The organism is Ramlibacter aurantiacus, from assembly GCF_016722895.1.
In the GTDB taxonomy this organism is placed as follows: Bacteria; Pseudomonadota; Gammaproteobacteria; order Burkholderiales; family Burkholderiaceae_C; genus Ramlibacter; species Ramlibacter aurantiacus.
The window spans coordinates 152,774-178,116 of sequence record NZ_JAEQNA010000008.1 but is presented as its reverse complement, the minus strand read 5'-3'; the positions used below and the strand labels follow the sequence as shown (position 1 = coordinate 178,116).

18 protein-coding genes are annotated in these 25,343 nt (G+C 64.6%); 14 read left to right on the top strand and 4 right to left on the bottom strand.

The genetic code is table 11. The features are described 5' to 3' along the window. Positions 1 to 31 precede the first annotated feature (31 nt). Both JI739_RS19570 and JI739_RS19565 read left to right on the top strand, forming a co-directional pair. Positions 32 to 2,674: an NAD-dependent epimerase/dehydratase family protein gene (locus tag JI739_RS19570; RefSeq protein WP_201685619.1), complete on the top strand. Its 2,643-nt coding sequence runs from the start codon at positions 32 to 34 to the stop codon at positions 2,672 to 2,674. 102 nt (positions 2,675 to 2,776) lie between these two features. Next, positions 2,777 to 4,597: a glycoside hydrolase family 15 protein gene (locus JI739_RS19565; protein WP_201685618.1), complete on the top strand. Its 1,821-nt coding sequence runs from the start codon at positions 2,777 to 2,779 to the stop codon at positions 4,595 to 4,597. 32 nt (positions 4,598 to 4,629) lie between these two features. Here JI739_RS19565 and JI739_RS19560 read toward each other — a convergent pair whose 3' ends face one another. Beyond that, positions 4,630 to 4,887: a type II secretion system protein GspK gene (locus JI739_RS19560; RefSeq protein WP_201685617.1), complete on the bottom strand. Its 258-nt coding sequence runs from the start codon at positions 4,885 to 4,887 to the stop codon at positions 4,630 to 4,632. 275 nt (positions 4,888 to 5,162) lie between these two features. Beyond that, positions 5,163 to 7,580 (bottom strand): heavy metal translocating P-type ATPase, encoded by a 2,418-nt coding sequence (locus JI739_RS19555; RefSeq protein ID WP_201685616.1) that lies wholly within the window; start codon positions 7,578 to 7,580, stop codon positions 5,163 to 5,165. A gap of 245 nt (positions 7,581 to 7,825) precedes the next feature. Here JI739_RS19555 and JI739_RS19550 point away from each other — a divergent pair, with 245 nt between their 5' ends. The 7 genes from JI739_RS19550 (at position 7,826) to dsbD (ending at position 18,713) form a co-directional block, all read left to right on the top strand. Continuing rightward, positions 7,826 to 8,227 (top strand): hypothetical protein, encoded by a 402-nt coding sequence (locus tag JI739_RS19550; RefSeq protein ID WP_201685615.1) that lies wholly within the window; start codon positions 7,826 to 7,828, stop codon positions 8,225 to 8,227. Positions 8,228 to 8,304: 77 nt separating this feature from the next. Continuing rightward, positions 8,305 to 9,570 carry a TolC family protein gene (locus tag JI739_RS19545; RefSeq protein WP_201685614.1) on the top strand — a complete coding sequence of 422 codons (1,266 nt, stop codon included), beginning with the start codon at positions 8,305 to 8,307 and terminating at the stop codon, positions 9,568 to 9,570. Positions 9,571 to 9,583: 13 nt separating this feature from the next. Further along, positions 9,584 to 11,281 carry an efflux RND transporter periplasmic adaptor subunit gene (locus JI739_RS19540; protein WP_201685613.1) on the top strand — a complete coding sequence of 566 codons (1,698 nt, stop codon included), beginning with the start codon at positions 9,584 to 9,586 and terminating at the stop codon, positions 11,279 to 11,281. Then, positions 11,281 to 14,466, top strand: a complete 3,186-nt coding sequence (locus JI739_RS19535; RefSeq protein ID WP_201685612.1) for an efflux RND transporter permease subunit — start codon at positions 11,281 to 11,283, stop codon at positions 14,464 to 14,466. The genes JI739_RS19540 and JI739_RS19535 overlap by 1 nt, the downstream gene beginning before the upstream one ends. Positions 14,467 to 14,485: 19 nt before the next feature. Beyond that, positions 14,486 to 15,157 (top strand): SCO family protein, encoded by a 672-nt coding sequence (locus tag JI739_RS19530; RefSeq protein WP_236589889.1) that lies wholly within the window; start codon positions 14,486 to 14,488, stop codon positions 15,155 to 15,157. A 279-nt stretch (positions 15,158 to 15,436) separates the two neighbouring features. Beyond that, entirely contained in the window at positions 15,437 to 16,786 is a 1,350-nt protein-coding gene (locus JI739_RS19525; RefSeq protein ID WP_236589888.1) for a multicopper oxidase family protein, read from the top strand. 10 nt (positions 16,787 to 16,796) lie between these two features. After that, on the top strand, positions 16,797 to 18,713 hold the full coding sequence (gene dsbD, locus JI739_RS19520; RefSeq protein WP_236589887.1) for a protein-disulfide reductase DsbD: 1,917 nt from the start codon (positions 16,797 to 16,799) through the stop codon (positions 18,711 to 18,713). Here dsbD and JI739_RS19515 read toward each other — a convergent pair. Next, on the bottom strand, positions 18,703 to 19,221 hold the full coding sequence (locus tag JI739_RS19515) for a hypothetical protein (protein ID WP_201685610.1): 519 nt from the start codon (positions 19,219 to 19,221) through the stop codon (positions 18,703 to 18,705). The two genes, dsbD and JI739_RS19515, sit on opposite strands and share 11 nt — an antisense overlap. A 730-nt stretch (positions 19,222 to 19,951) precedes the next feature. Between JI739_RS19515 and JI739_RS19510 the strand changes: the two genes are divergently transcribed. Continuing rightward, complete coding sequence (locus tag JI739_RS19510) at positions 19,952 to 20,215, top strand: DUF2933 domain-containing protein (protein ID WP_201685609.1); 264 nt, start codon at positions 19,952 to 19,954, stop codon at positions 20,213 to 20,215. Continuing rightward, positions 20,212 to 21,141 carry a F510_1955 family glycosylhydrolase gene (locus JI739_RS19505; protein ID WP_201685608.1) on the top strand — a complete coding sequence of 310 codons (930 nt, stop codon included), beginning with the start codon at positions 20,212 to 20,214 and terminating at the stop codon, positions 21,139 to 21,141. The genes JI739_RS19510 and JI739_RS19505 overlap by 4 nt, the downstream gene beginning before the upstream one ends. 301 nt (positions 21,142 to 21,442) lie before the next feature. On the opposite strand, the gene JI739_RS19500 is transcribed toward JI739_RS19505, so the two are convergent. After that, positions 21,443 to 23,161: a hypothetical protein gene (locus JI739_RS19500; protein WP_201685607.1), complete on the bottom strand. Its 1,719-nt coding sequence runs from the start codon at positions 23,159 to 23,161 to the stop codon at positions 21,443 to 21,445. 145 nt (positions 23,162 to 23,306) lie between these two features. Between JI739_RS19500 and JI739_RS24590 the strand changes: the two genes are divergently transcribed. The 3 genes from JI739_RS24590 to JI739_RS19485 all read left to right on the top strand — a co-directional run bounded on the left by JI739_RS24590 (position 23,307) and on the right by JI739_RS19485 (position 25,342). Beyond that, the gene (locus JI739_RS24590; RefSeq protein WP_255520292.1) at positions 23,307 to 23,534 is read left to right on the top strand and encodes a YnfA family protein; all 228 of its coding nucleotides are present in this window, start codon (positions 23,307 to 23,309) and stop codon (positions 23,532 to 23,534) included. A 175-nt stretch (positions 23,535 to 23,709) separates the two neighbouring features. Next, positions 23,710 to 24,054: a hypothetical protein gene (locus JI739_RS19490; RefSeq protein WP_201685606.1), complete on the top strand. Its 345-nt coding sequence runs from the start codon at positions 23,710 to 23,712 to the stop codon at positions 24,052 to 24,054. 85 nt (positions 24,055 to 24,139) lie between these two features. Beyond that, positions 24,140 to 25,342, top strand: a complete 1,203-nt coding sequence (locus JI739_RS19485; RefSeq protein WP_201685605.1) for a TolC family protein — start codon at positions 24,140 to 24,142, stop codon at positions 25,340 to 25,342. Position 25,343: the final 1 nt, after the last annotated feature.

Below are 25,343 nucleotides of genomic sequence, written 5' to 3'. Positions count from 1 at the left end.
CCCTCGAGTACCCACACCGAAGTGAGTGATCATGGATCAAGAAGAAAAGAAACCCATCGTCATCCTTACGGGGGCAACCGGGTTCATAGGCGCAGCATTGGTGCAGAAACTTGCGAGCGCGTACACCGTCGTGGCATTTGACCGACCAGGGCCACCAGATCCTCCTGAGCCCGCTCACGCCGTTGCGTTTGATCTGGTGTCCGACGAGGCCGTTCACTCGGCGGTTACTCAGGTTTCTCAGCGCTTCGGTAGGCGCATCGCAGCGGTCGTTCACCTGGCTGCGTACTACGACACCTCCGGCGAGCCCAACCCCTTGTACGACAAGGTCAACGTGGAGGGGACCCAAAGGCTCATCGATCAACTGCAGGCGCTCGAAGTTGAGCAGTTCATCTATGCCAGCACGATGCTCGTACATAAGCCGAGCGACCGGCCCGAGATCCGGATCAATGAGTCTTCCGCTATCGAACCAGCTTGGGCATATCCGGAGTCGAAGGCAAGTGCGGAAGAGGTGGCTCGGCAACGGCACGGCCGGGTGCCGCTGGTGCTGCTGCGGATCGCGGGAGTCTATGACGATATTGGGCACTCGCCATTCATCGCAGAGCAGATTGCGCGCATCTACGAGCACCGACTCATCTCCCACTTTTATCCTGGAATGCTGTGCGCCGGGCAGTCATTTCTTCATGTCGATGACCTCGCCGCAGCCGTTGTCCGCCTGATCGAGCGCCGCAGATCCTTGCCGGCCGAGTCCGCGTTGCTGGTTGGTGAGCCCGAAGCCCTCGGCTATGCAGAAATACAGGACATCGTCGGGGAGGCCCTCCACGGCGAGGGCTGGCGAACGCTGCGGATCCCTCAGCCGCTCGCCCGGGCCGGTAGCTGGCTGCAGAACGAAGTCGTTGGCAGCGACAGTGCGATCAAGCCCTGGATGGTCGACGAAGCCAACGACCACTACGTGCTCGATATTTCGAGAGCACGGCAGCTGCTCGGCTGGGAGCCGGAGCGCTCGCTTAGGGAAACGCTGCCCAAGATGATTGCAGCGCTCAGGGCAGACCCGTCGGCCTGGTACAAGGCAAACAAGCTGAACCCGTCGCTGGTCGCATGGTATGGGCAGCGCCGCAAGCCTGATTCGAACGAGAGCGATGGCCACGGGAAAGGGCGTGGACATGGACATGAGCAGAGTGAAGCAGAGCTCACGGGTCACGAAGGGCATGAGCATCACAGGCCTGGTGGCGACACCGGGGGTGGCCAGCATTCCGGACACGATCACATGCAGATGATGAGCGTCGATGCTGCCCGTACCCGTTGGGCGCACTTTGCGAACATTGGACTGGGCTTATGGCTGGCGGCCAGTCCCTTCGTGTACGACACAGCGAACGTCAGCGCTTCTGAACAGATACTTGCGATCACCGCCGAGCGGCAGCTGCCCGCCCCTGAATGGCGTGCCCAAGCCCTCGCGGTGAGCGACATCCTCAGTGGTCTTTTGATCGCGGTCTTCGGCGCGCTTTCTCTCTCCAGGCGACACGCCTGGTTTGCTCAGTGGGCCGTCGCGTTCATTGGTATCTGGCTGCTGTTCGCGCCACTTTTTTTCTGGAGCCCGAGTGCCGCGCAATACCAGAACGACCTGCTCGTCGGCTCGCTGGTGATCGCCTTCTCCGTTCTGGTGCCGATGATGCCCGGCATGAGCATGGAGGGCATGATGGACCCGAAGGCGGTTCCCCCAGGCTGGAGCTACTGTCCATCGACCGGCGCGCAACGGCTTCCCATCGCCGTCATGGGGCTCATCGGGCTGCTCATCTCGCGCATGCTTACCGCTTATCAGCTGGGCCACATCGATCAAGCGTGGGAGCCGTTCTTCGCAGGCAGCCTGCAGGACCCACGCAACGGCACCGAGGAGATCATCACGTCCGAAGTCTCGCGTGCCTGGCCCATCCCGGATGCCGGCCTTGGAGCGGTGAGCTACATGTTGGAGATCTTGATGGCCGTCATGGGAACGCGTAATCGCTGGCGCACCATGCCCTGGATGGTCACCTTCTTCGGCATCTTGGTGATCCCGCTGGGTGTGATCAGCGTTTACTTCATCATCATTCAGCCTATTGTGATCGGCACATGGAGCACGCCAGCCTTGATCGCCGGGCTCGCGATGCTCGTCATGATCCCATTCGCGATCGACGAGGTCATTGCGATGGGGCAGTACCTGTACTGGGCGCGCTGCCGCGGAAAGCCTTTGCTCAGGATCTTCTTCAAAGGAGGCGCCGTGGAGGGCGGGCGGGAGGACAACGAGGACTGGCTGGGTCAGCCCGGCGCTGCCTGGCGCGACTTGGCGCGAGGGGTCACGCTCCCGTGGACACTGGCGGTCGTGGTCGCCCTTGGCGCCGTGCTGATGTTGACCCGGGTGCTGTTCGGCAACGAGGGCGCGATGGCCAACAGCGATCATGTCGTCGGAGCGCTTGTCATCACAGTGGCCATCATCGCAACAGCTGAGGTTGCTCGGGCGCTGCGGTTTGTGAACGTTTTACTCGGCGGCTGGCTGCTCTTGTCGCCTTGGCTGATGGACGGTGCTTCCAGCAGCGGAAAGCTGGCCAGTGTCGTGCTGGGTCTTGCCGTCATCAGTCTAAGCCTTCCCCGCGGGCGCCGCAGCAAGGAGCACTACGCCAGCTGGGACCGATTTGTAATCTGACCGGGAGCAGCCGTGTCGCCTCGCGGATATCTCCACTTGCAAGGGCAAACAGCGTTGAGTGACCGGTGGGAGCGGTCTTAGCATTAAGGATAACGGCTGACCATGAGTTTGAAAATCGAAGACTACGCGCTCATTGGTGATTGCGAGAGTGCGGCCCTCGTCGGAAAGAACGGATCCATCGATTGGCTGTGCTGGCCACGTTTCGATTCGGCAGCGTGTTTCGCAGCGCTGCTCGGAAGTCCAGAGCATGGTCGTTGGCTGCTGGCCCCGGCCGATCCGCAGGCCCGCTCTCGTCGACGCTATGAGGACGGCTCGGTCGTGCTCCAAACCGATTGGGAGACGGCGCATGGCAGGGTGCTCGTCACGGACTTCATGCCGGTACGCGATTCGTCGCCGCACCTCATCCGAACTGTGCGCGGTTTGGCCGGGGATGTTCCGATGACGATGGACCTGGCGTTTCGCTTCGACTATGGGAGCGTCATTCCCTGGGTTACGCGTTTGGAGCAGGGGGATGGCATCCGCGCAGTTGCCGGACCTGACATGGTCGTGCTGCGCTCACCGGTCGCACTGCGCGGGGAAGACTCCCGCACGCGCGCGGAGTTTACGGTGCATGCGGGAGACCACTTCTCTTTTGCGCTGTCGTACGTCCCCTCGCACCAGGAGGAGCCCCGCGGAGCTGACGCTGCCCAGGCGCTCTGCGAGACCCGCCAGTTCTGGCGCGACTGGTCGGCCCGATGCACCCACACGGGAAACTGGCACGAGGCTGTACTACGTTCACACATCACCCTGAAGGCGCTGACCTATGCGCCAACCGGCGGCATTGTTGCGGCCGCGACAACCTCGCTGCCCGAGCGGCACGGCGGGACGCGTAATTGGGACTACCGCTATTGCTGGCTGCGAGATGCAACGTTCACGCTGCTGTCCTTGATGGATTCTGGCTACAGGGACGAAGCGTTTGCATGGCGGCAGTGGCTGCTTCGTGCGGTTGCGGGGAACCCTGCGAAGGCGCAGATCATGTACGGCCTTGCGGGCGAGCGGCGCTTGACCGAGTGGGAAGTGCCCTGGCTGCCGGGGTACCAAGGTGCGCGGCCGGTGCGGGTCGGAAACGCAGCCTATAGCCAGCTTCAGGTGGACGTGTTCGGCGAAGTGCTCGATGCTCTCTATCAGGCTCGATGCGCACATCTTGGCGGCGATCCGCAGGTGGGCTGGGATCTGGAGCAAGCTCTGGTGCGACACCTCACGACCGTTTGGGACCAGCCGGACGAGGGGATCTGGGAGACCCGCGGCGAAAGGCGGCACTTCACCTTCTCCAAGGTCATGGCTTGGGTGGCTCTCGATCGTGCGGTACGCAGCGCACAGCAATTCGGGCTTCCCGGACCCGCGAGTGAGTGGACTTCCTTGCGCGATCGTATCCACCGAGACATTTGTGAAAAGGCCTTCGACGCCCGGCTGGGCAGCTTTACCCAGTCCTATGGCTCGTCGCATCTGGACGCCAGCCTGCTGCTGTTGCCGGTGGTGGGCTTCCTGCCGGCATCGGATCCCCGCATACAGGGAACGGTCGCAGCCATTGAACACCGGCTGCTGCGGGACGGCCTCGTGCTGCGCTACGACTCCGCCGAGGCGAGCGATGGGCTACCACCAGGCGAAGGCGCCTTTCTGGCGTGCAGCTTCTGGTTCGTTGACAACCTCGTCCTGCAGGGCAGACAAGCACAAGCGCGCGAGCTGTTCGAGCATCTGCTGTCGCTGCGCAATGACGTTGGTCTTCTGGCCGAGGAGTACGACCCGGTAGCCAAGCGCCAGCTGGGCAACTTTCCGCAAGCGTTCAGCCATCTGGCACTCGCAGACAGCGCACGCAACCTGGGGCAGGCACCGGGGCCCGCCGAGCGTCGGCAGAAGGGCGCGGTCTTGGAGCGCGGCAGATGATGACGGCGCTGCAGGGCAGCTGGTCAGGCACGCTAGGCGTGTTCCCGACCAGGCCGATCGCCTCCCCCGTCCGGTCCGCCGATGCGCGCGCCGGCGTGCTGCAGGTCTCGTAGCTTCGGCGCAGTGAAGCCAGCCAGGCGCGCCACATCATCCCAGCTTCGCAGCGGACGAGCGTGCACGAGCTGCTGGATCATGTCGGAGTCAAGCCCCAGCGCACTCGACAGTACCTGTTCGCTCGCGGTGTTCAGATCTACACCCACGGCGCGAGATTGCGGTGCTTCGTTGGTCATGGTGAGTACTGCAGGGGTTCGTGAGGAAACGGCGCTGGAGGCGGAACAAGCTGGAGGGCTAGATCTGCTCACTGCTGGAGGCTACCCGGCATACCGCTCCAGAGCTGTGCCGTCCGGCGCTACATCTTCGCTCATCAGGTCATGGGAAGAATACGCAGGAGGCGAGGGTGGGTCGCTGCGCGTGTTGCCGCGGAGCCGGATACGCCGGGCGGCTGCCAACGCCAGGAGCGCGGCGAGCGCGGCCAGCCACAGGTGCCGCGACCCGGTTGTGTTCCTCACGTGTTCGTTCCCTTCCAGCGCCGCAGGGTCAGTGCGTTGGCCACCACGCTCACGCTGCTGAAGGCCATCGCAGCACCGGCAAGCATGGGACTGAGAAAGCCGAATGCCGCGAGCGGAATCCCCACCACGTTGTAGATGAAGGCCCAAAAGAGGTTCTGGCGAATCTTACTGTAGGTGCGCCGCGAGATGTCGATCGCGTCCGCGACCAGCGCGGGGTTGCCGCGCATGAGGGTCACCCCTGCCGCGTGCATCGCCACTTCGGTGCCCGTCGCCATAGCGATGCCCACGTCGGCGGCGGCCAGGGCGGGAGCATCGTTGATGCCGTCACCCACCATCGCCACGGTCCTGCCGTCCTGCTTCAGTTCGCCGATGATCCGCGCCTTGTCTTCAGGCAGAACTTCCGCCCTGATTTCGTCGATGCCGAGTTCCCCCGCAACAGCCTGCGCACTGCCGCGGTTGTCGCCCGTCACCAGAACTGATGCGACACCCTGCGCATGCAGGCTGCGGATAGCGAGCGCTGCGGTCGCCTTGACCGTATCCCCGAAAGCCAGCAGCCCTTGAAGCGTCGGTCCGTCGGTGACGTCTGCAAGCCAGGACACGGTCTTGCCGGCCGACTCGAGTTCACGGGCCCGCTGCGCCATGGCCGCGACGTCCACGCCGAGCTCCTGCATCCAGCGGCCACTACCCAGCCTGAGCTCGCGCCCTTCCACGAGGGCAGCCATTCCGCGCCCCGCTGCGGCACGTACCTGAGAAGCGCCGGCTTCGGGGACGCCCTCCCGCGCAGCCGCATCGACGACCGCCCGCGCGAGCGGGTGCTCGCTGCCGCGCTGGATAGCGGCGGCAGCCGTTAGGAAGCCAGCACGGTCGCCGTCCAAGGCCTCGGCTGCGACAAGCTCAGGCTTGCCCTCGGTGAGCGTGCCGGTTTTGTCGAAGGCCACCGCTCGTACCTTGTGGGCTACCTCCAAGGCCTCCGCATCCTTGATCAGGATGCCGTGCCGGGCGGCAACGCCCGTTCCCGCCATGATCGCGGTGGGCGTGGCGAGGCCAAGCGCGCAGGGGCACGCAATCACGAGCACGGCCACCGCGTTGAGGATCGCTGCTTCCCAGTTGCCAGTGGCAAGTCCCCACCCAACCACGGTAACCAGCGCAATGACGATCACGATGGGGACAAAGACCTCGCTGACCTTGTCCACGAGCCGCTGGATCGGGGCCTTTTTCGCCTGCGCCGACTCCACCAGTCTTACGATCCGTGCCAGCGTGGATTCGGTGCCGACTGCTGTGGTGCGAACCACGAGCAGGCCCTCTGCGTTCACGGAGCCGCCAGTCACCTTGTCGCCTTCGTATTTCGCCACGGGCAGGCTCTCCCCGGTGATCAGCGACTCATCCACCTGGCTGGCGCCCTCCACGACGATGCCATCGACCGGCATCCGTTCACCTGGTCGCACAACCACCAGATCTCCCTTGGCCACCTGGCTTGCAGGAACCTCCTGCTCTTGCCCATTCCTGCGCACGCGTGCAGTCTCCGGCCGCAGCGCGTTGAGGGCACGGATCGCCTCGGTGGTCTGCCGCTTGGCCCGGGTCTCGAGCCATTTTCCGAGGAGCACCAGGGTGATGATGATGGCCGACGCTTCGAAGTACAGGTGCTGCGCCGCATGGGCGCCGCCCCGGTACATCAGGTACAGACTCAGCCCGTAGGCGGCGCTGGTGCCAATGGCGACCAGCAGGTCCATGTTGCCGGCCCGAGCTTTGATGGCCTTCCATGCGGAGCGGTAGAAGCGAGCACCCAGCCAGAACTGGACCGGCGTAGCCAGGATGAGCTGCCACCAGGCAGGCAGTGCCCAATCCAGACCAAACAGTCCACCGCCCATGGGAATCACCAGAGGCAGCGAGAGCACGGCGGACACAGCGACGGGCCACCAATCGTTCATCGACCCGTGCGGCACCCGGACATCCTCTCCTGGCGCCAGTTGGGAGCGCGTCGTGTAGCCCGCCTTCTCCACAGCCGCGGCAAGTGCCGTACGGTCGGCTCCGGGGGCCAGCTTCAGGTCGGCTCTTTCTGTAGCCAGGTTGACCTCAGCGGAGAGCACGCCAGGAACCTTCTTCAGTGCCTTTTCGACTCGGGACACGCACGATGCGCACGTCATTCCCTCGATGCCGAAGCTGAAGGCCTCTTCCGTGACCGTGTAGCCGGCACGCTCGACAGCCGAGCGCAGCGTCTCGACGGAGATGCTGCGCTCGGCGCGTACGGTCGCAACCTCCGTGGCGAGGTTCACGGCGACATCCTCGACGCCGGGAACGGCGGAGAGCGATTTCTCGACCCGAGCCACGCACGAGGCACAGGTCATGCCTTCGATCGGGAGGGTCCAGTCGACGATCGTGTCCGATTCAGGTGTGGCAAGCAAAGTAGTTTCCATGGCACTTCTCTCAACTCGACGATGGAATGTCATCGCATAGCGTCCACCTTCCCACGATGGCAAGGTCAATCTCTTTCGCCAATCGCCCCGGTTGCAGGGTTGCTTGCGCGGGGCGCGAGGCCAGACATTGCCACAACGCAGTGTCCACTGGCGCTGCCCGATGCAAGTTCCGGAACCCGACCTACGCCAATGGGTGCTCGCACCTCGGCGGGCCCGAATCTTGGATACCCTACAATCGCGCCGCCATGAAGCCAGGCCGCCGATACCGCATCTTCACAGTGATTTTCTCGCTGTGCATGCTGCTGTTCGCCCAGGGCGTGCTCGCTGGCTATTTCTGCCAGCAAGCCGCGACCTCGGTCGATGCTTCAGCTGCCACTGCCACTGCCACTGCCACTGACTGCACGGTCACGATGAGCTCGAGCGACGAGCAGGACCGCGAGTTGTGCCACGCCCACTGCCAGTCGGGCTCGCAGACGGCAGACAGCTACCAGCCAGCCGCGCCCCAGGATGTGCGGGAGTTGTCTGACGCCCTGACGGTCGAGCTGGCTCCCGCAGAGCGGACTGAGCGGAGCGGGCCTCAGCCAAATCTTTTGCGGCGATCCTCGGCGCCTTCGATCGCCCTTCAGCACTGCTGCCTGCGAACCTGATCTCCTGGCGACCCTAGCTGCCGTGCAAGGGCCCCTTCGGCTCTGCCCGGCGTCCTTTCCGGTCCCGGAGGTCTCTCATGTTTTTCTTTTTCCGCGGCTTGGGCGCAGCCGCACTCGCCTTGATGGTGGCGGCTCATGCTGGGGCACAGCAACTCACCCTGCCCGAGGCGCAGCAGATTGCTCTATCGCGCTCGCAGTCACTAGCGGCACATGACGCTGCCGCGGAGGCGACCCGCGAGATGGCAGTAACTGCCGCCCAATTGCCAGACCCCGTGCTGCGAGCCGGGGTCGACAACGTGCCCCTCAGCGGCCCGGAGCGGTTCAGCCTCTCCAGGGACTTCATGACGATGCGTCGCATAGGGGTGATGCAGGAGCTCACGCGCTCCGACAAGCGCAAGCTCCGGGCCGAGCGCGTTCTGCGGGAAGGCGCGCGCATTCAGGCCGAGCGGCTGATGTCCGTTGCGGACATCCAGCGCGAGACGGCTTTGGCCTGGATCGAACGCGGGTATACCGACCAGACGCTGGATCTGCTTCGGGCACAGCTGGATGAAGCCCAGTTGCAGGTGCAGGGGGCGGAGGTCGCGTTCCGAGCTGGGCGCGGCAATCAGGCGGACGTATTCACGGCACGAGCCGCCATAGTCGACCTGCAGGACACGGTGCGCCGCGCCGAGCGCCTGCGCCAGAACGCGAACGTTTCGCTGGCCCGCTGGATCGGTCCTGAGGCTGCCGCCCGAGCCGCAGCGACGCCGGTGCTCGACTGGCGCGACGCTGTGGTCGAACAGGTTCTTTCGGCGCAGCGTTGGCGAGGCCAGCCGCGCTTGCGCCTGCTCGATGCGCAAGTGCAGGCCGCCGAGATCGAAGTTCGTCAGGCACAGGCCAATACCCGTGCCGACTGGAGCGTGGAGCTCATGTACAGCCAGCGCGGCTCGCGCTATTCGGACATGGTCTCCGTCGGCGTCTCCATCCCGCTCCAGCTTGACCGGGCAAATCGGCAGAACCGGGAGATTGCGGCCAAGCAGGCGCTGCTGCGCCAGGCCGAGGCCGCGTACGAAGAGGCCCTCAGAGCAGAGGAGGCCGTTGCGCGCCAATGGCTCAACGAGTGGACCAACGGCAGGCTGCGGGTCGAAAGGCTCACGATCGACCTGCTGCCGCAAACGCGCAACCGCACCGAAGCCGCCCTCGCGACGTACCGCGCGGGCCGGGGCAGCCTGGAAGCCGTGCTGGGCGCCCGCCGCGACGAGCTGGATGCCCGCATGCAAATCCTCTCGCTGGAAGCGGAAGCCTCCCGTGTCTGGGCCCAGCTTCGATACCTCGCTCCCGACCCGACCCTGGCTTCGCGCTGAAGGACACGTCTGCATGAACAGCAAGCACATCATCTTCACGGCAGCATTTGCCGTCGCGCTGGGCGCCGGTGGCTACGGCCTTTATTGGCTCGGCGAACGCGAGGGAGCCGCCCGGTCGGCCGCTGCAGCGCCAGCCGCCGAGCTGTCTCAGGCGGCACGGCAGGCTGCCGGGCCGCCCACCCAGAGCCCTGCACCGCAAGCAGTCCCCCAGACGATCGCCGAAGGCGAGGAAGCCACCCGCCGCCACGTTGCGGCGGGAATCAAGGCCGGGGACGTGGACCCCGGCACCGGCCGCAAGGTCCTGTACTACCACGACCCGATGGTGCCGGGGAACAAGTTCGACAAGCCCGGCAAATCCCCTTTCATGGACATGATGCTGGTGCCGGTCTATGCCGATGGCGACACGGACCAGGGCAAGGTGACGGTGAGCTCGCGCATCCAGCAGAACCTGGGCATCCGCATCGCCCAGGTCACCGAAGGTCATGCCGCGGCGGAGGTGACCGCCGTCGGGAACATCGCTTTCAACGAACGCGACCAGGCGGTGGTCCAGTCCCGCGCTGCAGGCTTCGTCGAGCGGCTTCACGTCCGCGCCACGCTCGACCGCGTCGCCAAGGGGCAGAAGCTGGCGGAGCTGTACGTCCCCGACTGGGTGGCCGTTCAGGAGGAGTTCCTCGCGGTGCGCCGGATGCAAGGGACAGATCTCGCCGGGCTGCTGGATGGCGCCCGCGCGAGGATGCGCCAGGCGGGAATGAGCGAAGAGCAGATTCGCCGGGTCGATGAGACGGGCCGCCCGGACGCGCGGATTGCGGTGACTGCTCCGATCAGCGGCCTGGTGACGGAAATCGGTCTGCGTGAGGGCATGGCCGTCATGGCGGGCACCACCCTGTTCAGGATCAACGGGTTCGGCTCCGTGTGGGCGAACGCCGAGGTCCCGGAGAGCCAGGCCGCGTTGGTGCGGCCCGGCACGCGCGTGGTCGCCCAGACCCCGGCTGCACCGGGCTCGGATTTCGAAGGGCGGGTACAGACGCTGCTGCCCAGCGTGGACGCGGCCACGCGCACGATCAGGGCACGCGTGGAGTTGCCGAACCCGCGGGGGCAGCTGGTTCCCGGCATGTTCGTGTCCATGAAGTTTTCGGATCCGCGCCGGGAAAAGGCCGTGCTCGTGCCGAGTGAAGCTCTGATCTACACCGGCAAGCGCACTGTGGTCATCGTGGCGGAGGAGAGCGGAAGGTTCAGGCCCGTGGAGGTTCAAACCGGCATCGAATCGGGCAATCAGACAGAGGTGCTGCGGGGCCTGCAATCCGGTCAGCGGGTGGTGGTCTCCTCGCAGTTTCTCATCGACTCCGAAGCCAGCCTCAAGGGCGTGGAAGCCCGGCTGAACGAGCCGACTGAAGCGGCCGCTACGAACGCCGCTGCTGCGCAGCAGACGTACCGGTCGCAAGCGACGATCGAAGAGTTGAGCCAGGACACCGTCACGCTAGCGCATGGCCCGATCGCAGAGCTGAAGTGGGGGTCGATGACGATGGAGTTCAAGATGCCTCCTCGCGACAAGCGCCCGCCCGGCTTGAAGGTGGGTGACCCCGTGGCGTTCGAGTTCTACATGGAAAAGGAAGGGCCACCGCAGGTGACCAGCCTGACGATGCTGAAGAAGGCTGCAGCGTCTACGGCTGCTGAACCCACGGCACCGCGAGCGACCCAGCGAGGCAACTGATGATCGCAGGCGTTATCCGCTGGTCCATCCAGAACCGCTTCCTGGTCTTGCTGGCCACCTTGTTCCTGGCTGCATGGGGCCTGTTCGCCGTGGCCAAGACTCCGTTGGACGCGTTGCCCGACCTGTCGGATGTGCAGGTGATCATCCGCACCACCTACCCGGGGCAGGCGCCGCAGATCGTTGAAAACCAGATCACCTATCCGCTGACGACCACGATGATGTCCGTGCCCGGCGCCAAGACGGTGCGGGGGTACTCCTTCTTCGGCGACTCGTTCGTGTATGTGCTGTTCGAGGACGGCACGGACCTCTACTGGGCCCGCTCCCGGGTGCTGGAGTACCTGAACCAGGTGCAGGCGAGGCTGCCAGCCCAGGCCACGGCATCGCTGGGACCGGACGCGACCGGCGTCGGCTGGATCTATCAGTACGCGCTGGTCGACCGCACGGGCAAGCACGACATCGGACAGCTCAGAGCCCTGCAGGACTGGTTCCTCAAGTTCGAACTCAAGACGGTTCCCAACGTGGCGGAGGTGGCCTCGATCGGCGGCATGGTTCGCCAGTACCAGATCGTGCTGGATCCGGACAAGCTCGCCGCCTACTCCATTCCACACACGAAGGTCGTGGAAGCGCTGCAACGGTCAAACCAGGAAACCGGGGGCTCGGTTCTGGAACTGGGCGAGGCGGAGTACATGGTCCGGGCATCAGGCTATCTGCAGTCGCTCGACGACTTTCGCCAGATTCCGCTCACCACGACGCCGGGCGGTGTTTCCGTCAGGTTGGGCGACGTCTCGCGCGTGCAGCTCGGCCCGGAGATGCGCCGGGGCATCGGCGAGCTTGATGGAGAGGGTGAGGCGCCCGGCGGCATCATCGTCATGCGGTCCGGCAAGAACGCCCTGGACACGATTGCCGCCGTGAAGGCGAAGCTCGCCTCGCTGCGGGGCAGCCTGCCCGAAGGGGTGGAGATCGTGCCGGTCTACGACCGTTCCGGCCTGATCGAACGCGCCGTAGACAACCTCAGTTTCAAGCTCCTGGAGGAATTCCTCGTCGTAGCGCTGGTTTGCTTCGTCTTCCTGTTCCACATGCGTTCGGCGCTGGTGGCCATCGTCTCGCTGCCTCTGGGCATCCTGGCGGCCTTCACCGTCATGTACTACCAGGGGGTGAATGCCAACATCATGTCCTTGGGCGGGATCGCCATCGCGATCGGTGCCATGGTGGACGCCGCCGTGGTGATGATCGAGAACGCGCACAAGCACCTCGAGCAGTGGGATCACGAGCATCCCGGGAAATCGCTGGAAGGTGAGGCGCGCTGGCGTGTGATCGGCAACTCCGCCGCCGAAGTGGGTCCCGCGCTGTTCTTCTCCCTGCTGATCATCACCTTGTCCTTCATTCCGGTGTTCACGCTGGAGGCGCAGGAGGGGCGGTTGTTCTCGCCGCTTGCTTTCACGAAGACCTATGCCATGGCCGCGGCAGCCGGCCTGTCGGTGACCGTCATCCCGGTGCTGATGGGTTACCTGATTCGGGGACGTATACCGGCAGAGACCTCTAACCCTCTGAACCGGGCATTGATTGCCGCCTACCAGCCGCTGCTGAACGCCGTCCTCAGGGCTCCCCGCTTGACGCTTGGTGTCGCGCTCCTGATCCTGGCGACGAGCATCTGGCCGCTGCGGCACATCGGCAGCGAGTTCATGCCGCGCCTGGACGAAGGCGACTTGCTGTACATGCCCACGGCCTTGCCTGGCTTGTCCGCAGCCAAAGCCGGTGAGTTGCTCCAGCAGACGGACCGTTTGATCAAAACCATTCCGGAAGTAGCGAGCGTCTATGGCAAGGCGGGGCGCGCCGAAACCGCCACCGATCCGGCGCCGCTCGAAATGTTTGAGACCACCATCCAGTTCAAGCCGCGCGACCAGTGGCGTCCTGGGATGACCACGGAAAAGCTCATCGAGGAGTTGGACCGGACCGTGCGCGTGCCTGGTCTGGCGAACATCTGGGTGCCGCCGATTCGCAACCGCATCGACATGCTGGCAACCGGGATCAAGAGCGCCGTGGGCGTGAAGGTGGCCGGGCCGGACCTGGCAGCAATCGACCGCGCCACTGCCGAGATCGAACGCGTGCTCAAGGACGTGCCCGGGGTGACCAGCGCGCTCGCCGAGCGCCTGACCGGTGGCCGCTACATCGACGTGAACATACGGCGCGATGCGGCGTCCCGCTTCGGTCTCAACGTCGCCGACGTGCAGTCCGTGGTTAGCTCGGCGATAGGTGGGGAGAACGTCGGCGAAACGATTGAGGGTCTGCAACGGTTTCCGATCAGCATCCGCTACCCGAGGGAGATGCGAGACTCGGTTCAGAAGCTCCGAGCACTCCCCGTCGTGACGCCCACCGGACAACGCGTGGTCCTTGGCGACTTGGCCGAAGTCCGGGTCACGGACGGACCGCCGATGCTGCGCAGCGAGAACGCGCGCCTGTCCGGCTGGGTGTACGTGGACATCCGAGATCGCGACCTGCGTTCAGCCGTGCTCGACATGCAAAAGGCCGTGGCGGCCCAGGTCAAGCTGCCGCCCGGCTACTCCATCTCGTGGTCTGGACAGTTCGAATTTCTCGAGCGTGCCACCGCCAAGCTGAAGGTTGCCGTGCCGTTCACGCTCCTGATCATCTTCGTGCTGCTCTATCTCACCTTCAAGAGCTTCGGTGAGGCCCTGCTGATCATGGCGACGCTCCCCTTCGCGCTGGTGGGCGGGATCTGGCTGCTGTACCTGCTGGGCTACAACCTTTCTGTCGCTGGCGCCGTCGGCTTCATCGCACTGGCAGGAGTGGCCGCCGAGTTCGGCGTGATCATGCTGCTGTACCTGAAGCAGGCCTGGCAAGAGCGCCTGGACGAAGGTAACGATGACGAACGGAGCCTGCTCGACGCCATCCGCGAAGGAGCCGTGCTGCGCGTGCGCCCCAAGGCGATGACGGTGGCAGTGATCCTCGGAGGCCTGTTTCCAATCATGTGGGGCAGCGGCACGGGCTCGGAGGTGATGCAGCGCATCGCGGCCCCGATGGTCGGCGGAATGATCACGGCGCCACTGCTGTCGATGTTCGTCGTTCCAGCAGCCTATCTGTTGATGCGAAGGCCGCGGTCCCGCGCCAAGGCACGAATCGAAGAAGGTGCCGTGCCAAGTATCGGCCCCCAGGCGGCCCCTACCTGAGCGACAGGGGATCGTTTCCATGTTCTTTCCCAAAGCCAGCCTTATGACGAATTTGCCGCGCCATCGGTTGATCACCAGAACCGGCACGGCGATCGCGCTCGCCTTGCTTCTAGCCGCATGCGGCGAGCCGCCTGGCACGCCTGCCGCCGGGTACCACGCAGTGGATATCCGTGCGGTCGACTGGGGACGTGACTTTCGGATGACCGACCATGCAGGCCAAGTGCGAAGTCTGCGCGACTTCAAGGGCAAGGTCGTGATGATGTTCTTCGGGTTCACGCAGTGCCCGGATATCTGCCCCTCCACCATGGCCGACATGGCGCAAGCCGTGAACCAGCTTGGTGGATCGGCCGCCGAGGTGCAGGGACTGTTCGTGACGGTGGATCCGGCGCGAGACACGCCCGAGGTGCTTGCCAAGTACGTGACGGGGTTCCATCCGAGCTTTCTCGGCTTGCGCGCCAATGAGCAATCGACACAGGCGCTCGCCGACGAGTTCAAGGCGTTCTACGCAGCTCGTCGTCCGGCGCCTGCACCGGATAGCGAACATCGGCATGGAGACACTGCGCCGTACATGGTCGACCACACCCGTGCGGTGTATGTCTTCGACCGCAAGGGGAAGCTCACGCTGCTGATCACAAGCGGTCGCACGGTGGACGAAATAGCGGCGGACCTGAATCGGCTGCTGCGGGAATGATGTTTTTGAGAACTCGCGGTCATTCAGGCTCGAATTTGGTGTTTGCGAAGGAGTCAGGTCATGAGGAAAGATAGGCGGCGCGTCTTGCGGCAGGCGGGATCGGCAATGGTGGCGCTGACGCTGGTGCGACCCGCAGTAGCGGGCGGAGCCGACAGGGATTCCGACGTAGACGTCCACATCGAGCTTCGAGCGGCTCGGGACCAGGTGGCAGTGCGCCCGGGACGCCCGACCGAGGTGTGGCGATACAAGGGAAAGCTCCTCAAGGGGGAGGCTGGGAGCTTGCAGCCCTCCGACAGCTATCTCGGCCCGGTGATCCGCCTGCGGCGTGGGCAGCGTGTACGTATCGAGCTGATCAATGAACTGCCCGAGCCGACCATCATCCATTGGCACGGGCTGCATGTGCCGGACGACATGGATGGTCATCCGCGCCACGCCATCGGCCCTGGCCAGCGCTATGTGTATGCCTTCCGTGTCCTCAACCGGGCGGGGACGTACTGGTATCACGCGCATCCACACGGGCGCACCGGTCATCAGGTCTACCACGGGCTGGCAGGCTTGCTGCTCGTATCCGACGAGGAAGAAGCCGCGCTGCGGCTGCCCGGTGGCGATCAGGACATGCCGCTCGTGATTCAGGACCGGACGTTCGACGATGACAACCAGTTCGTTTATCCGGCGGCCGGCCATGGGATGGGGGCCAGCATGATGAGCCGCGGAGGGGGCGGACGTGGGATGGGGTCGATGATGGCAAGCATGATGGGCGTGCTGGGTGACCGAATCCTCGTCAACGGAAGGCAGGTTCAGGCTCTGGACGTGGACCGGCGGGCTCGCCGGCTGCGACTGCTCAATGGCTCGAACACCCGCACCTACAAGCTGGCCTGGAACGACGGCTCGCCCCTGACCGTAATCGGGACCGATGGGGGGCTTCTCGCCGCACCTGCGCACCGCAAGTTCCTTGTGCTCGGTCCAGCGGAGCGAGCAGATATCTGGACGGACTTCGCGAACTGGAAAGAGGGCGAGAGTCCTTCGCTGCAAAGTCTCCCGTTTGAGGGGGGCATGACGATGGGGAGCGGCCCGCTGCCCGACGGATCGCAATTCCCGGTCCTGCAGTTTCGGATCGTGGGGTCGGGGCCTGTGGAGCCGGCGCGGCTGCCGGACCGACTGGCGCAGCTGCCCCCGGTGCAGGCTTCCGTGGCGATCAATGCCGAGCATCCGAAGGTGTTCGACCTCACCATGGGGATGATGGTCTGGGGGATCAACGGACGGCCGTTCGAGATGCTCCAGGCCACTGCGCAGGAGACCGTGAAGCTGGGGACGCACGAGGTGTGGGAATTTCGAAACGAAGGCCGCAATTCCATGATGGGGATGGTCATGGCGCACTCGATGCATATTCACGGCCTGCAGTTCCGGGTGATCGGACGCGAGATCGCCGACCGCTTTGCCGCCGCCTACCGGACGGTCCAGCCCGGCCTCATGGACGAAGGCTGGAAAGACACGGTGCTCGTCATGCCCGGCGAGCGGGTGCGGGTGCTTGTGGGCTTTGAAGACTATCCCGGTCTGTTCCTGTACCACTGTCACATGCTGGAGCACGAGGATTCTGGGCTTATGCGCAATTACCTCGTCAAGGCCTGAGGTGGCGACCTTGCACTCCACTGTCAGGGACCGGTTCATCCGGGCGGTTCTGATATTCCTTCTCGGGCTCGCGGCGGGACTGGTGCGCGCAGAGGTGCCGCAGCAGCAGTTCGGCGCAGGCGCCCAGTCGAGAGTTCCCGCAGCAGAGTCGGCCTTGCAGGCGATCCGCAGCTGGCTGCCCGGCGGCTCGGAGCCCGACCTGCTGGACCCCGAGGCCGCATTCCAGATGGAGGTGCGTGTGCAGGGCCCCGAGTCGGTCGTCGCCACACTGACGCCCGCGCCGAACTACTACTTGTACAAGGATCGAATCAGCTTCAAGGTTGTGGCCCCTGATTCCGTTCAACTGGCCGGCGTAACGCTTCCTGCAGGCAAGCCGAAGGCCGATCCCACGTTTGGAACGGTGGAGGTGTTCCAGAACCGTGTCGATGCCGTCCTCGCACTTAACCGATCCGCGGCCGGGGAGCAGAGGCTCCAGTTGCAAGCCAGCTACCAGGGCTGCAACGAGCCCACGGGGGTTTGTTATCCCCCGATCGAGAAGTCGGTCACCATCGTGCTGCCGGCGGCCCATGCGACTGCCTCTTCAGCTGCACTCACGCCGGCCGCCCCGCCCCGGTGGACTTTGAACCTGGACGACAGGCAAGTCCGCGAGATCTTCTCAAGCGCCAACACCTGGGGGCTGCTGGCGGCATTCTTTGGATTCGGACTGCTGCTGGCGTTCACGCCGTGCATGCTACCAATGGTTCCGATTCTTTCCGGAATCGTCGTGGGGAGCGGGCGCCCGACTGGCCGCTCCCATGCGCTTGTGTTGTCCTGCGCTTATGTGCTTGGGATGGCCTTGGCCTATGCCGCTGCCGGGTTGATGGCAGGGCTGGCGGGCACGCTGGTATCCGCTTATCTGCAGAACCCGTGGGTACTCGGGTTCTTCGCCGCCACGTTCGTGCTGCTGGCGCTGTCGATGTTCGGGCTGTACGAGTTGCAGATACCCGGGTGGTTGCAGACGCGGCTCGCTGTGGCCGGTAATCGGCTTCGGGGCGGCCGGATCGCGGGCGTGTTCGCCATGGGAGCCCTGTCGGCCGTCATCATGGGCCCCTGCGTAGCGGCCCCCCTCGCGGGCGCGCTGCTCTACATCGCGCAAACCCGGGATGTTGTGCTGGGTGGCACAGCGCTTTTTTCGATGGCGATCGGTATGGGCGTCCCGCTGCTGTTGGTGGCGGCCAGTGCCGGCACGCTACTGCCCAAGGCCGGGGCGTGGATGGGTGCGATCAAGCGCGTCTCCGGCATCCTCATGCTGGCCGTCGCCATCTACGTGCTCACGCCCGTTGTGCCCGCTTCGGTTCTGCACCTGCTCTGGGCGGCGCTGCTTGTGATTTCAGCCGTCTATCTACGCGCGGTGGACTCGCTTCCACCGAGCGCCCCAGGACACTGGCGCCTTTTCAAAGGCGTAGGCTTGTTGGCTCTCGTTGCGGGGGTGGCGCTGATGCTGGGTGCGCTTTCCGGCAGCCGGGACATCCTGCAGCCTCTGTCGGCCCTGCGCATTGGGGCAGTGCCGGCGCCCGGTGCTGGCCTGCGGGAGCTCCAGTTCATTCCGGTGAGCACTGTTGCCGAACTGGATGAACAGGTCGGGGCCGCGCGTGGTCGCCCGGTGATGCTCGACTTCTGGGCCGAGTGGTGCGTGTCCTGCCTCGAAATGGACCGCTTCACGTTCAGCGATCCGCGTGTCCAGGCGCGCTTGAGCGATTTCGTCCTCCTCCGTGCGGACGTGACGGCCAATACCGGGGCGCACCGAGAGTTGCTGCGTCGGTTCTCCCTGTTCGGGCCGCCCGGAATCATTTTCTTCGACGAGCAGGGGCGCGTGACGCCAACGCGCGTGATCGGCTTCCAGGACCCGGAGCAGTTCCTCGCCAGCCTGCAGCGGATCAGTCTTTGACGGTGTGCTGGAACGCGTCGCCGATTTGCCGTCTGCAGAACCAGATCACGAGAAGCGGAATGAGGATCCACTGCAAAAAGGGTGCGAGTCCGATGCCGAGAAGTGGGACGCGGGGCATCTCATCCGAGTACGTCCATTGAACGAACCACGTGCCAGACAGTGCCAGGGTTTCGATGACAGCAGTCACTGCCAGTCCCAATGCGACAAAGGCCAGGAGCCGCACAGGAGTGGGCTGGAGGAGCCAGTAGCGTCCAGACCCCATCGCTACGGCCGAGTAAGCCGCGAGCATGATGACCGCATCTCCGAAGGTCGCCTGGGTGCAGACTTTGATGCCTTGCCAGTGCTGGGCGCCAGGCATGCCCTCATACAAGGGAACTTGCATGAACTCCCACGGCCAGTTCAGCAGCACGGCGAACAGCGCGACGTTGAACTCTGGCCAGTAGGTGATTCCGTTTTTTGGCTCGCGAGCCTGGCGTGCGGGTTTAACGGTGTGCGAAGCGTCTGTCACTGGGTACTCCATCAACTCAGCGGCTCGTGCGGGGTTCAACGCCGGGATGTGGCCTGCTCCGCCGAGATCGGCGGCTGCAGTATCGAACCCAACAGGCGACACATATCAGCTCGTACACCTTCACTGCAGTGCCCGAGGCCGGCGTCAGAGCTTTGGCGCCACTCCCGTGGGATCTTGCCGGGCCCGGCCTGACAGAAGGGAAGCAGGATGCAAAAATCGAACTTTCTCAGCGCCGCCTCGTCCAACCCAGCAACATGGCTCGTCTGCTTCGCATTGCATTGCTATCCCTTTTGCTAGCCGGGCTTTCAGTCCAGGGCGCCTGGGCTGATGTGTTTGCATGTTCCGGCGAGCAGCAGGTGCAGCACGTTAGCCAGCCTGAGGCTGCAGGCGTGATCGATGAGACCAGCCACGTTGACCAGCAGTACACCGCAATGCAGGGCTGCGGCACTCTTGCGAGTGCCGGCTGTACTGCCGCGGCCTTGCCGCCTTTCCTGCCCGACTCGCTTTCCGTTGGCGCGTCTGCGGGCGTTGTCGTCGCTCCGGGTGCCTGCGCCACTGTGTTCCTGACCGGCGGCCCGGACAGGCCACCTCGATCTATTCTGCCTTGAGCCGCGCCGGCAGCGTTTCAGCTGTGCGGCCCGACTCCCCCTTTTCTTCCCCTCTTTGTTTGCCGACGCAGCGCGAGTTCGAATCGCCGTGCGCGCGGTACCCGTAGAAATTGGAGCTATAGATGAAGTGCAATTTGAAAGTGATGCTGTCGGTGGCTGCGGTGATGGCCGCAGCGGCTGGGTTTGCGTACCTCACGTTTGAGGAGGCCCGGGTCGGGATCGTCGCCAGCCTTCCCGTGTTGGCCGCGCTGTTGTGCCCGATCTCGATGCTCGTGATGATGAAAATGATGCATTCCGGTTCCAAGGAAAGCCAGTGCGCAGCCAAGCCCGAAAGCGCAACGCCGCCGGCAGCTGAGCCGGTCCAACTCGCCAAGGAGTCCACATGAATCGCAAGACCTTCTACGCAGTAGCGTTCGCGGTCGCCGTGGCCCCGATGGCTTGGTGGAGCGTCAGCGCTGCGGCCAGTGTGTCGCTCACCCACGTGCACGGGCTGACCTACAGCGCGGACGGCTCCAAGCTGATGGTGCCCAGCCATCATGGCTTGGCCGTCTTCAGTTCGGGGCAGTGGAGCAAAGCGTCGGGGCCGGAACATGACTACATGGGTTTTGCCGGTACCAAGAGCGCGCTCTATAGCTCGGGGCACCCTGCGCCAGGTTCAGGGCTGAAGAATCCCTTCGGACTCATCAAGAGCACGGATGGCGGAGCAAGCTGGAAGCAGTTGGGTTTGGAAGGAGAGTCCGACTTCCACACAATGGCTGCCAGCCACGGCACCAACGCCGTCTACGTGGTCAATCCGCAGCCGAACTCGCGCATGCGCACGGCAGGCATCTACTTCACCATGAATGACGGTCTCAAGTGGGAGCGCGCCGAGGCGCGGGGACTCGTTGGACGACCTCTCGCGCTGGCGGTGCATCCCACCGACGCTTCCACACTGGCTGCAGCGACCGAACAGGGCCTTTATCTGTCCAAGGATGCGGGTGCGAGCTTCAAGCCTCTTGCCACCGGCCAGCGCGCGTTGGCCGCCGCGTTCACGCTGGACGGCAAAGAACTCTGGTGGAGCGGCTTCGAAGGTCGGCCTACGCTTACTGCACTGCCCCTGCAGGAGGGAGCTAAGCCGCGCCGTGTCGTTCTCCCTGCGATGGGCGAAGACGCGGTGAGCTACATCGCCCAAAACCCGGCGCGCACGCAGGAAATGGCAGTTGCTACCTTCAAGAAGAGCGTGTTCGTCAGCGCAGACGGGGGCGGGACCTGGACTCGCGTCGCGAACGAAGGCGAAACTGCCGCCACGGCTGTTTCTCGAAAGAAGGACTGAGGCATGAGTACGATTTCGAAAGTAGCGGTTGGCGTGCTGGCCGCCGTCGGCGCAGTCTCTCTACTGGCCATGGCCGGCATGGCCGGAATGCACTTCACCATGATGGGGGGCTGGACGTGCTGAGGGGCATCTAACGGAAGTGTTGGAAGTGTTGCCGGGGAGCGAGAACCACCTCCGTAGCGCCCCGCTGGGAAGATCGGCCCTGGCAGTGGGTACTGTCAGGCGCCGGTGTCTTCAGCTCGCTAGCCCGAGATACTGCCGCGCACTTTGTCGCCTGCAGCTATTTCGGGGCTGTAGGCGGCTACGACTCAATTCGCGCATGCCCCACGCCCCGCGGTGGTCCGAACACGGACTGGCACATCGCCGAACGCTCTTCACGCGTCGGCAGGGCCGACGTATCCACATTACCGGGCATGATGTCCCGGGCCGCATCGCGGGGGCGCGTTCCGGTCGCATCGAACTTCCCTGACGCGTCGAACTGAACCCAGCCGTACCACTCGCTGACGATCTCGTGCGGTGTCTGCCCATCGACGCGAACGTACCAGTCCGCGATCCGGAAGCGTTGGCCGGCCAGTGTGGGGCTGAGTGCCTCACCACGGGCGAGCGCCACATACAGCTCGTGCGGAAGCGGGTGAATCTGCCCTGCGTCGTCGACCAGGAACACGAAGGACGCATGGCCCTGCCGAAGGCTGCTCCCACAGTGCAAGCCGCTCTCGCCCGGCGGCAACGTGTAGACCGGGGCAAAGCCGCCGCCTGAGGTGCGAAAGTTGGTGGTCTGCCCTTGGTACAGGCGAGCGGCCGTCCACTGCACCACACCGCGATACGCATAGAGGCGCAGGTCGAACTTGAGCGGTGCGTGGCCGACGGCGGCGGAGACAAGCCGTGTACCGGGAGCAATGGCCCTTTGGGCCACGTATCCGCCGGTGGCGATCTCCGCCCACACGCGCTTGGTCACCTTGTCCCCACGATAGGCGCCGCGACTGCCGAAGCCCGAGAAGGGCTTGAAGAACAGGTCACGCCGTTGGCTCCACAGTTCATCCGCGTTCTGCGCCGTGACGACCGTGGTCCAGGGAACGGCTTCCCGCAGCAGCGCACGCGTGTGAGCCGGAACACCCAACTGCTCCAGGGTCGTGTCGTTGCACAGCGTTGCCAGCCGCCGTTTATCGGCGTAGAGAGCATGGGCCTGTGGATGCGGTGTGACTACCACCCCATCTTCCAGGTAGGCCGCGCGCAGCGCCGCGCATTTTGGATCCTCGAGGTAGAAGTCGGTCAGGCGGTTGTAGACGAGATCGACTGCGGTGCCGTCGCATCGCAAGGTGCCGGACTCGAACGAGAGCTGGCCCGGATCGGCAATCATGGCGCGGATCTGGTGGCGCTCCAGCAAGCGCTGCAGCAACAGGAACTCCGGATAGAGGTACTGCGACTCAGGGGATTCGTCGATGATTGCGATCGTCCGCAGCGGCTGTTGACCCTTGGAAAGGCGCCACTCGGTCCGGAACATCTCCACCATGGCCGTCTCGAAGGCGTTTGCCTCGGCCCCGCCGGGGTGCAGGCGCTGGATGAACGCACAACAGCTGCGCTGGGCCCGTGCGAGCAAGGTGTTCACCAAGGCGCCTCCGGCGTTGGTGTTGATCTCAATCAGCCCGACGCTTTCCTGGTCCACGTGGAAGTCGAAGCCGAAGAAAGCCCCGGCGGCGCCTTGCGGTGGATGCCTGGCGATTGAGGGAGCGTGCCGCAAGGCCTCCTCTTTCCAGCCCGGCAGGGCGACAACTTGCTCGACGGCCTCAACCGCCCTGGACATGCGGCGCCAATCGGCAAGCGACACGAAAACGGGCCAGCTTGCGAAAGCGCTGGACCAGCGGGACCGCACCGCCTGGGCAAGCTGGGTGTCGCCAAGCACTTCGACAGCCGCCGCCCCCAACTGCTGTTCGTCAAGGGTCGTGCAAAAGCAGGCACCGGAGCCGCCGCCGAATGCCTTCGGCGCGAGGGATCCCGAGGGTTCGGAAACTGATTCAGGCATGTCTCATGCGTTCCAGGGTGACGAGGCCTCAGTATGGCTCGCACGGAGCGGAGAGGGCGAAGCTTGCTGCCCGGATTTGGCGTGACAGGATGCACTGGATACCGCTTGCCATTGGTCAACCAGTGCCCCGGCTGCACATCACAACTTGCTTTCTGCTGCACTGAGCTTGGCGCTTTTTTCCTGGCTGCGTTCCATGCATCCCACCGCAGCCGGCCGGGTATACGCCGCGTACGGAGGCGTCTACATTGGAGTGGCCGCTCTGAACTTTGGTTCGTCGATGGCATTGGGCCAACCAGTCACTGACTTCATCGGTGTCGCGGTCAGCCTCGTCGGCATGGGGATCATCATGTTCGGTCCGCGCTCGGCCGCCTAGGCAGCGGTGACGCCTGTGGCCGTGCTACGCCTTGCACGGGGCGCAGCCGGCTGGAAACCCTGCAATAGCTTGCCGGGCCTGACCTCGTGGGGGGACTAAAGCATCCAAAGGCTGCCCATCCGCGGGGTCTGTATATCCGGTAGATGGTAGGATCGCGCAGCCTATGAGACGCTGGTTGTTATTGCTGCTCGCATTCGTGCTGCCTCTGCAAATGAGCTGGGCGGCCGTGCACGTTTGCCACGATGAGCTTGCGACAGCTACTGCGCACGCGCAGACCTCGGGATCCGACCGTGCGATCGCCCTTGATGTGTCGAACGTCGAAATTGAAGACGGGAAGCAGTTCTCCGACGCCTGCTGTGGCGCAGCCCACGCCTGCCACGGTCTACACCATCTGATGGGCCATGCTGCACCGGAGTTCACGGCGCAAGTATCCAGTCAGATCAACCTGACTTCCGGGCCGGCGTCGGCCCTGTTCCAACTCTCGGCACGAGTGGAACGCCCGAAATGGCTCGCCGCCTGACGGCGGGCCGCGACACACCCTTCCCCTTTTAGTCCCGTTCTCGCGGTTCGCCGAAGTCGTCCCTTTTCGACTCTCGGAGAACTCGATGTTTTTGTCTTTTCCGCGGCCGCGGCAGGCCGTGCTGTTTGGAATGTTTGCGCTCGCCTGCTCGGTCTGGGCGCAGCCGCAACCGACCCTCAGAGAAGCGGTTGAAGCCGCCTGGGAGCTGAGCCCCCAAGCTCGCTCATTGTTAAGCCGTCAGGCCGAGCTGAACGCCAGGGCTCGCGCGGCGGGCGCATTTTTGGCCGGGCCGCCAGCGCTGTCACTATCGCATCGGGCTGGTCGCGGGCAAGCGAGCGGTGCTCGGGAAACGGAGGCGGAAATCTCCGCGCCACTCTGGCAGCCGCGCCTGAGAACGGCGACGAACTTCCAGATCGATGCGGACCGGCAACTCCTGGCCACCCAGATTGACGCCACAAAGCTAAAGCTGGCTGCCGAGGCTCGCGAGCTTGCGGCCGCGGTGGCGCTCGCGCAGGTCGAGCGCGATGCGGCCGAGCGCAAGTTGGCGGAAGCGGCGGCCCTGGCCGCTGACGTCGAACGGCGCGTGCGCGCGGGTGACACCGCACGCATCGACCTCCTTCGCGCCCAAGGTGCAGTGCGAGAGGCCGAAGCCATGCGAGTCGTGGCCGAAGGAGCCTTGGCTCGGGCAATGTCGAGCTGGCAAGGACTTACCGGGTTGGGCCAGGTTGCGGCCTTGCCCGAGGCTCCTGTCCCAGCGACAACACACCCGCTCGTTTCGGCGGCCGAGGCCCAGTGGAATGCGGCGCGGGCAGGTCTTCGAGTCGCAGACGCTGACCGGCGCGATCCGATGGAGGTCGGCGTCGGCATCGTTCGGGAGCGTCCAGGGCCCGGGGCTGCGGACGAGAACGCAATCCAAGTCTCACTTCGCATTCCATTTGGCGGGGATATCCGCAACGGCGCACGGATCGCCGCAGCGCGGGCCGAACTGGATGCGGCTGAGGCCGAGCTGGATGCTGCACGGCGGCTGGTTGAGGCAGATCGCCAAGCTGCCAATGCCGAGCTTGCTGCCGCTCAGCGGGCGCACCAACTCGCTCTTGAGCGCGAGCGGCTTGCACGAGAGGCCCAGGAGCTCGTCGCCACTTCACACCGCCTCGGTGAGAGCGACCTGCCAACCCGGCTACGCGCGGACGCTGAGCGCTTCGAAGCCGAACTCGCACGCGCCAAGGCTGCCCTTGAGGCACGCCGCGCCATCACCCGACTCAATCAATCCAACGGATCCGTTCAATGAC

Excerpts from the sequence above, each read along its gene's own strand:
- JI739_RS19505 (WP_201685608.1), top strand. The coding sequence starts at position 20,212 with ATGAATCGCAAGACCTTCTACGCAGTAGCGTTCGCGGTCGCCGTGGCC.
- JI739_RS19535 (WP_201685612.1), top strand. The coding sequence starts at position 11,281 with ATGATCGCAGGCGTTATCCGCTGGTCCATCCAGAACCGCTTCCTGGTC.
- JI739_RS19500 (WP_201685607.1), bottom strand. The coding sequence starts at position 23,161 with ATGCCTGAATCAGTTTCCGAACCCTCGGGATCCCTCGCGCCGAAGGCA.
- JI739_RS19540 (WP_201685613.1), top strand. The coding sequence starts at position 9,584 with ATGAACAGCAAGCACATCATCTTCACGGCAGCATTTGCCGTCGCGCTG.
- JI739_RS19510 (WP_201685609.1), top strand. The coding sequence starts at position 19,952 with ATGAAGTGCAATTTGAAAGTGATGCTGTCGGTGGCTGCGGTGATGGCC.
- JI739_RS19555 (WP_201685616.1), bottom strand. The coding sequence starts at position 7,580 with ATGGAAACTACTTTGCTTGCCACACCTGAATCGGACACGATCGTCGAC.
- JI739_RS19530 (WP_236589889.1), top strand. The coding sequence starts at position 14,486 with ATGTTCTTTCCCAAAGCCAGCCTTATGACGAATTTGCCGCGCCATCGG.
- JI739_RS19560 (WP_201685617.1), bottom strand. The coding sequence starts at position 4,887 with ATGACCAACGAAGCACCGCAATCTCGCGCCGTGGGTGTAGATCTGAAC.
- JI739_RS19485 (WP_201685605.1), top strand. The coding sequence starts at position 24,140 with ATGTTTTTGTCTTTTCCGCGGCCGCGGCAGGCCGTGCTGTTTGGAATG.
- JI739_RS19570 (WP_201685619.1), top strand. The coding sequence starts at position 32 with ATGGATCAAGAAGAAAAGAAACCCATCGTCATCCTTACGGGGGCAACC.
- JI739_RS19565 (WP_201685618.1), top strand. The coding sequence starts at position 2,777 with ATGAGTTTGAAAATCGAAGACTACGCGCTCATTGGTGATTGCGAGAGT.
- JI739_RS19545 (WP_201685614.1), top strand. The coding sequence starts at position 8,305 with ATGTTTTTCTTTTTCCGCGGCTTGGGCGCAGCCGCACTCGCCTTGATG.
- JI739_RS19550 (WP_201685615.1), top strand. The coding sequence starts at position 7,826 with ATGAAGCCAGGCCGCCGATACCGCATCTTCACAGTGATTTTCTCGCTG.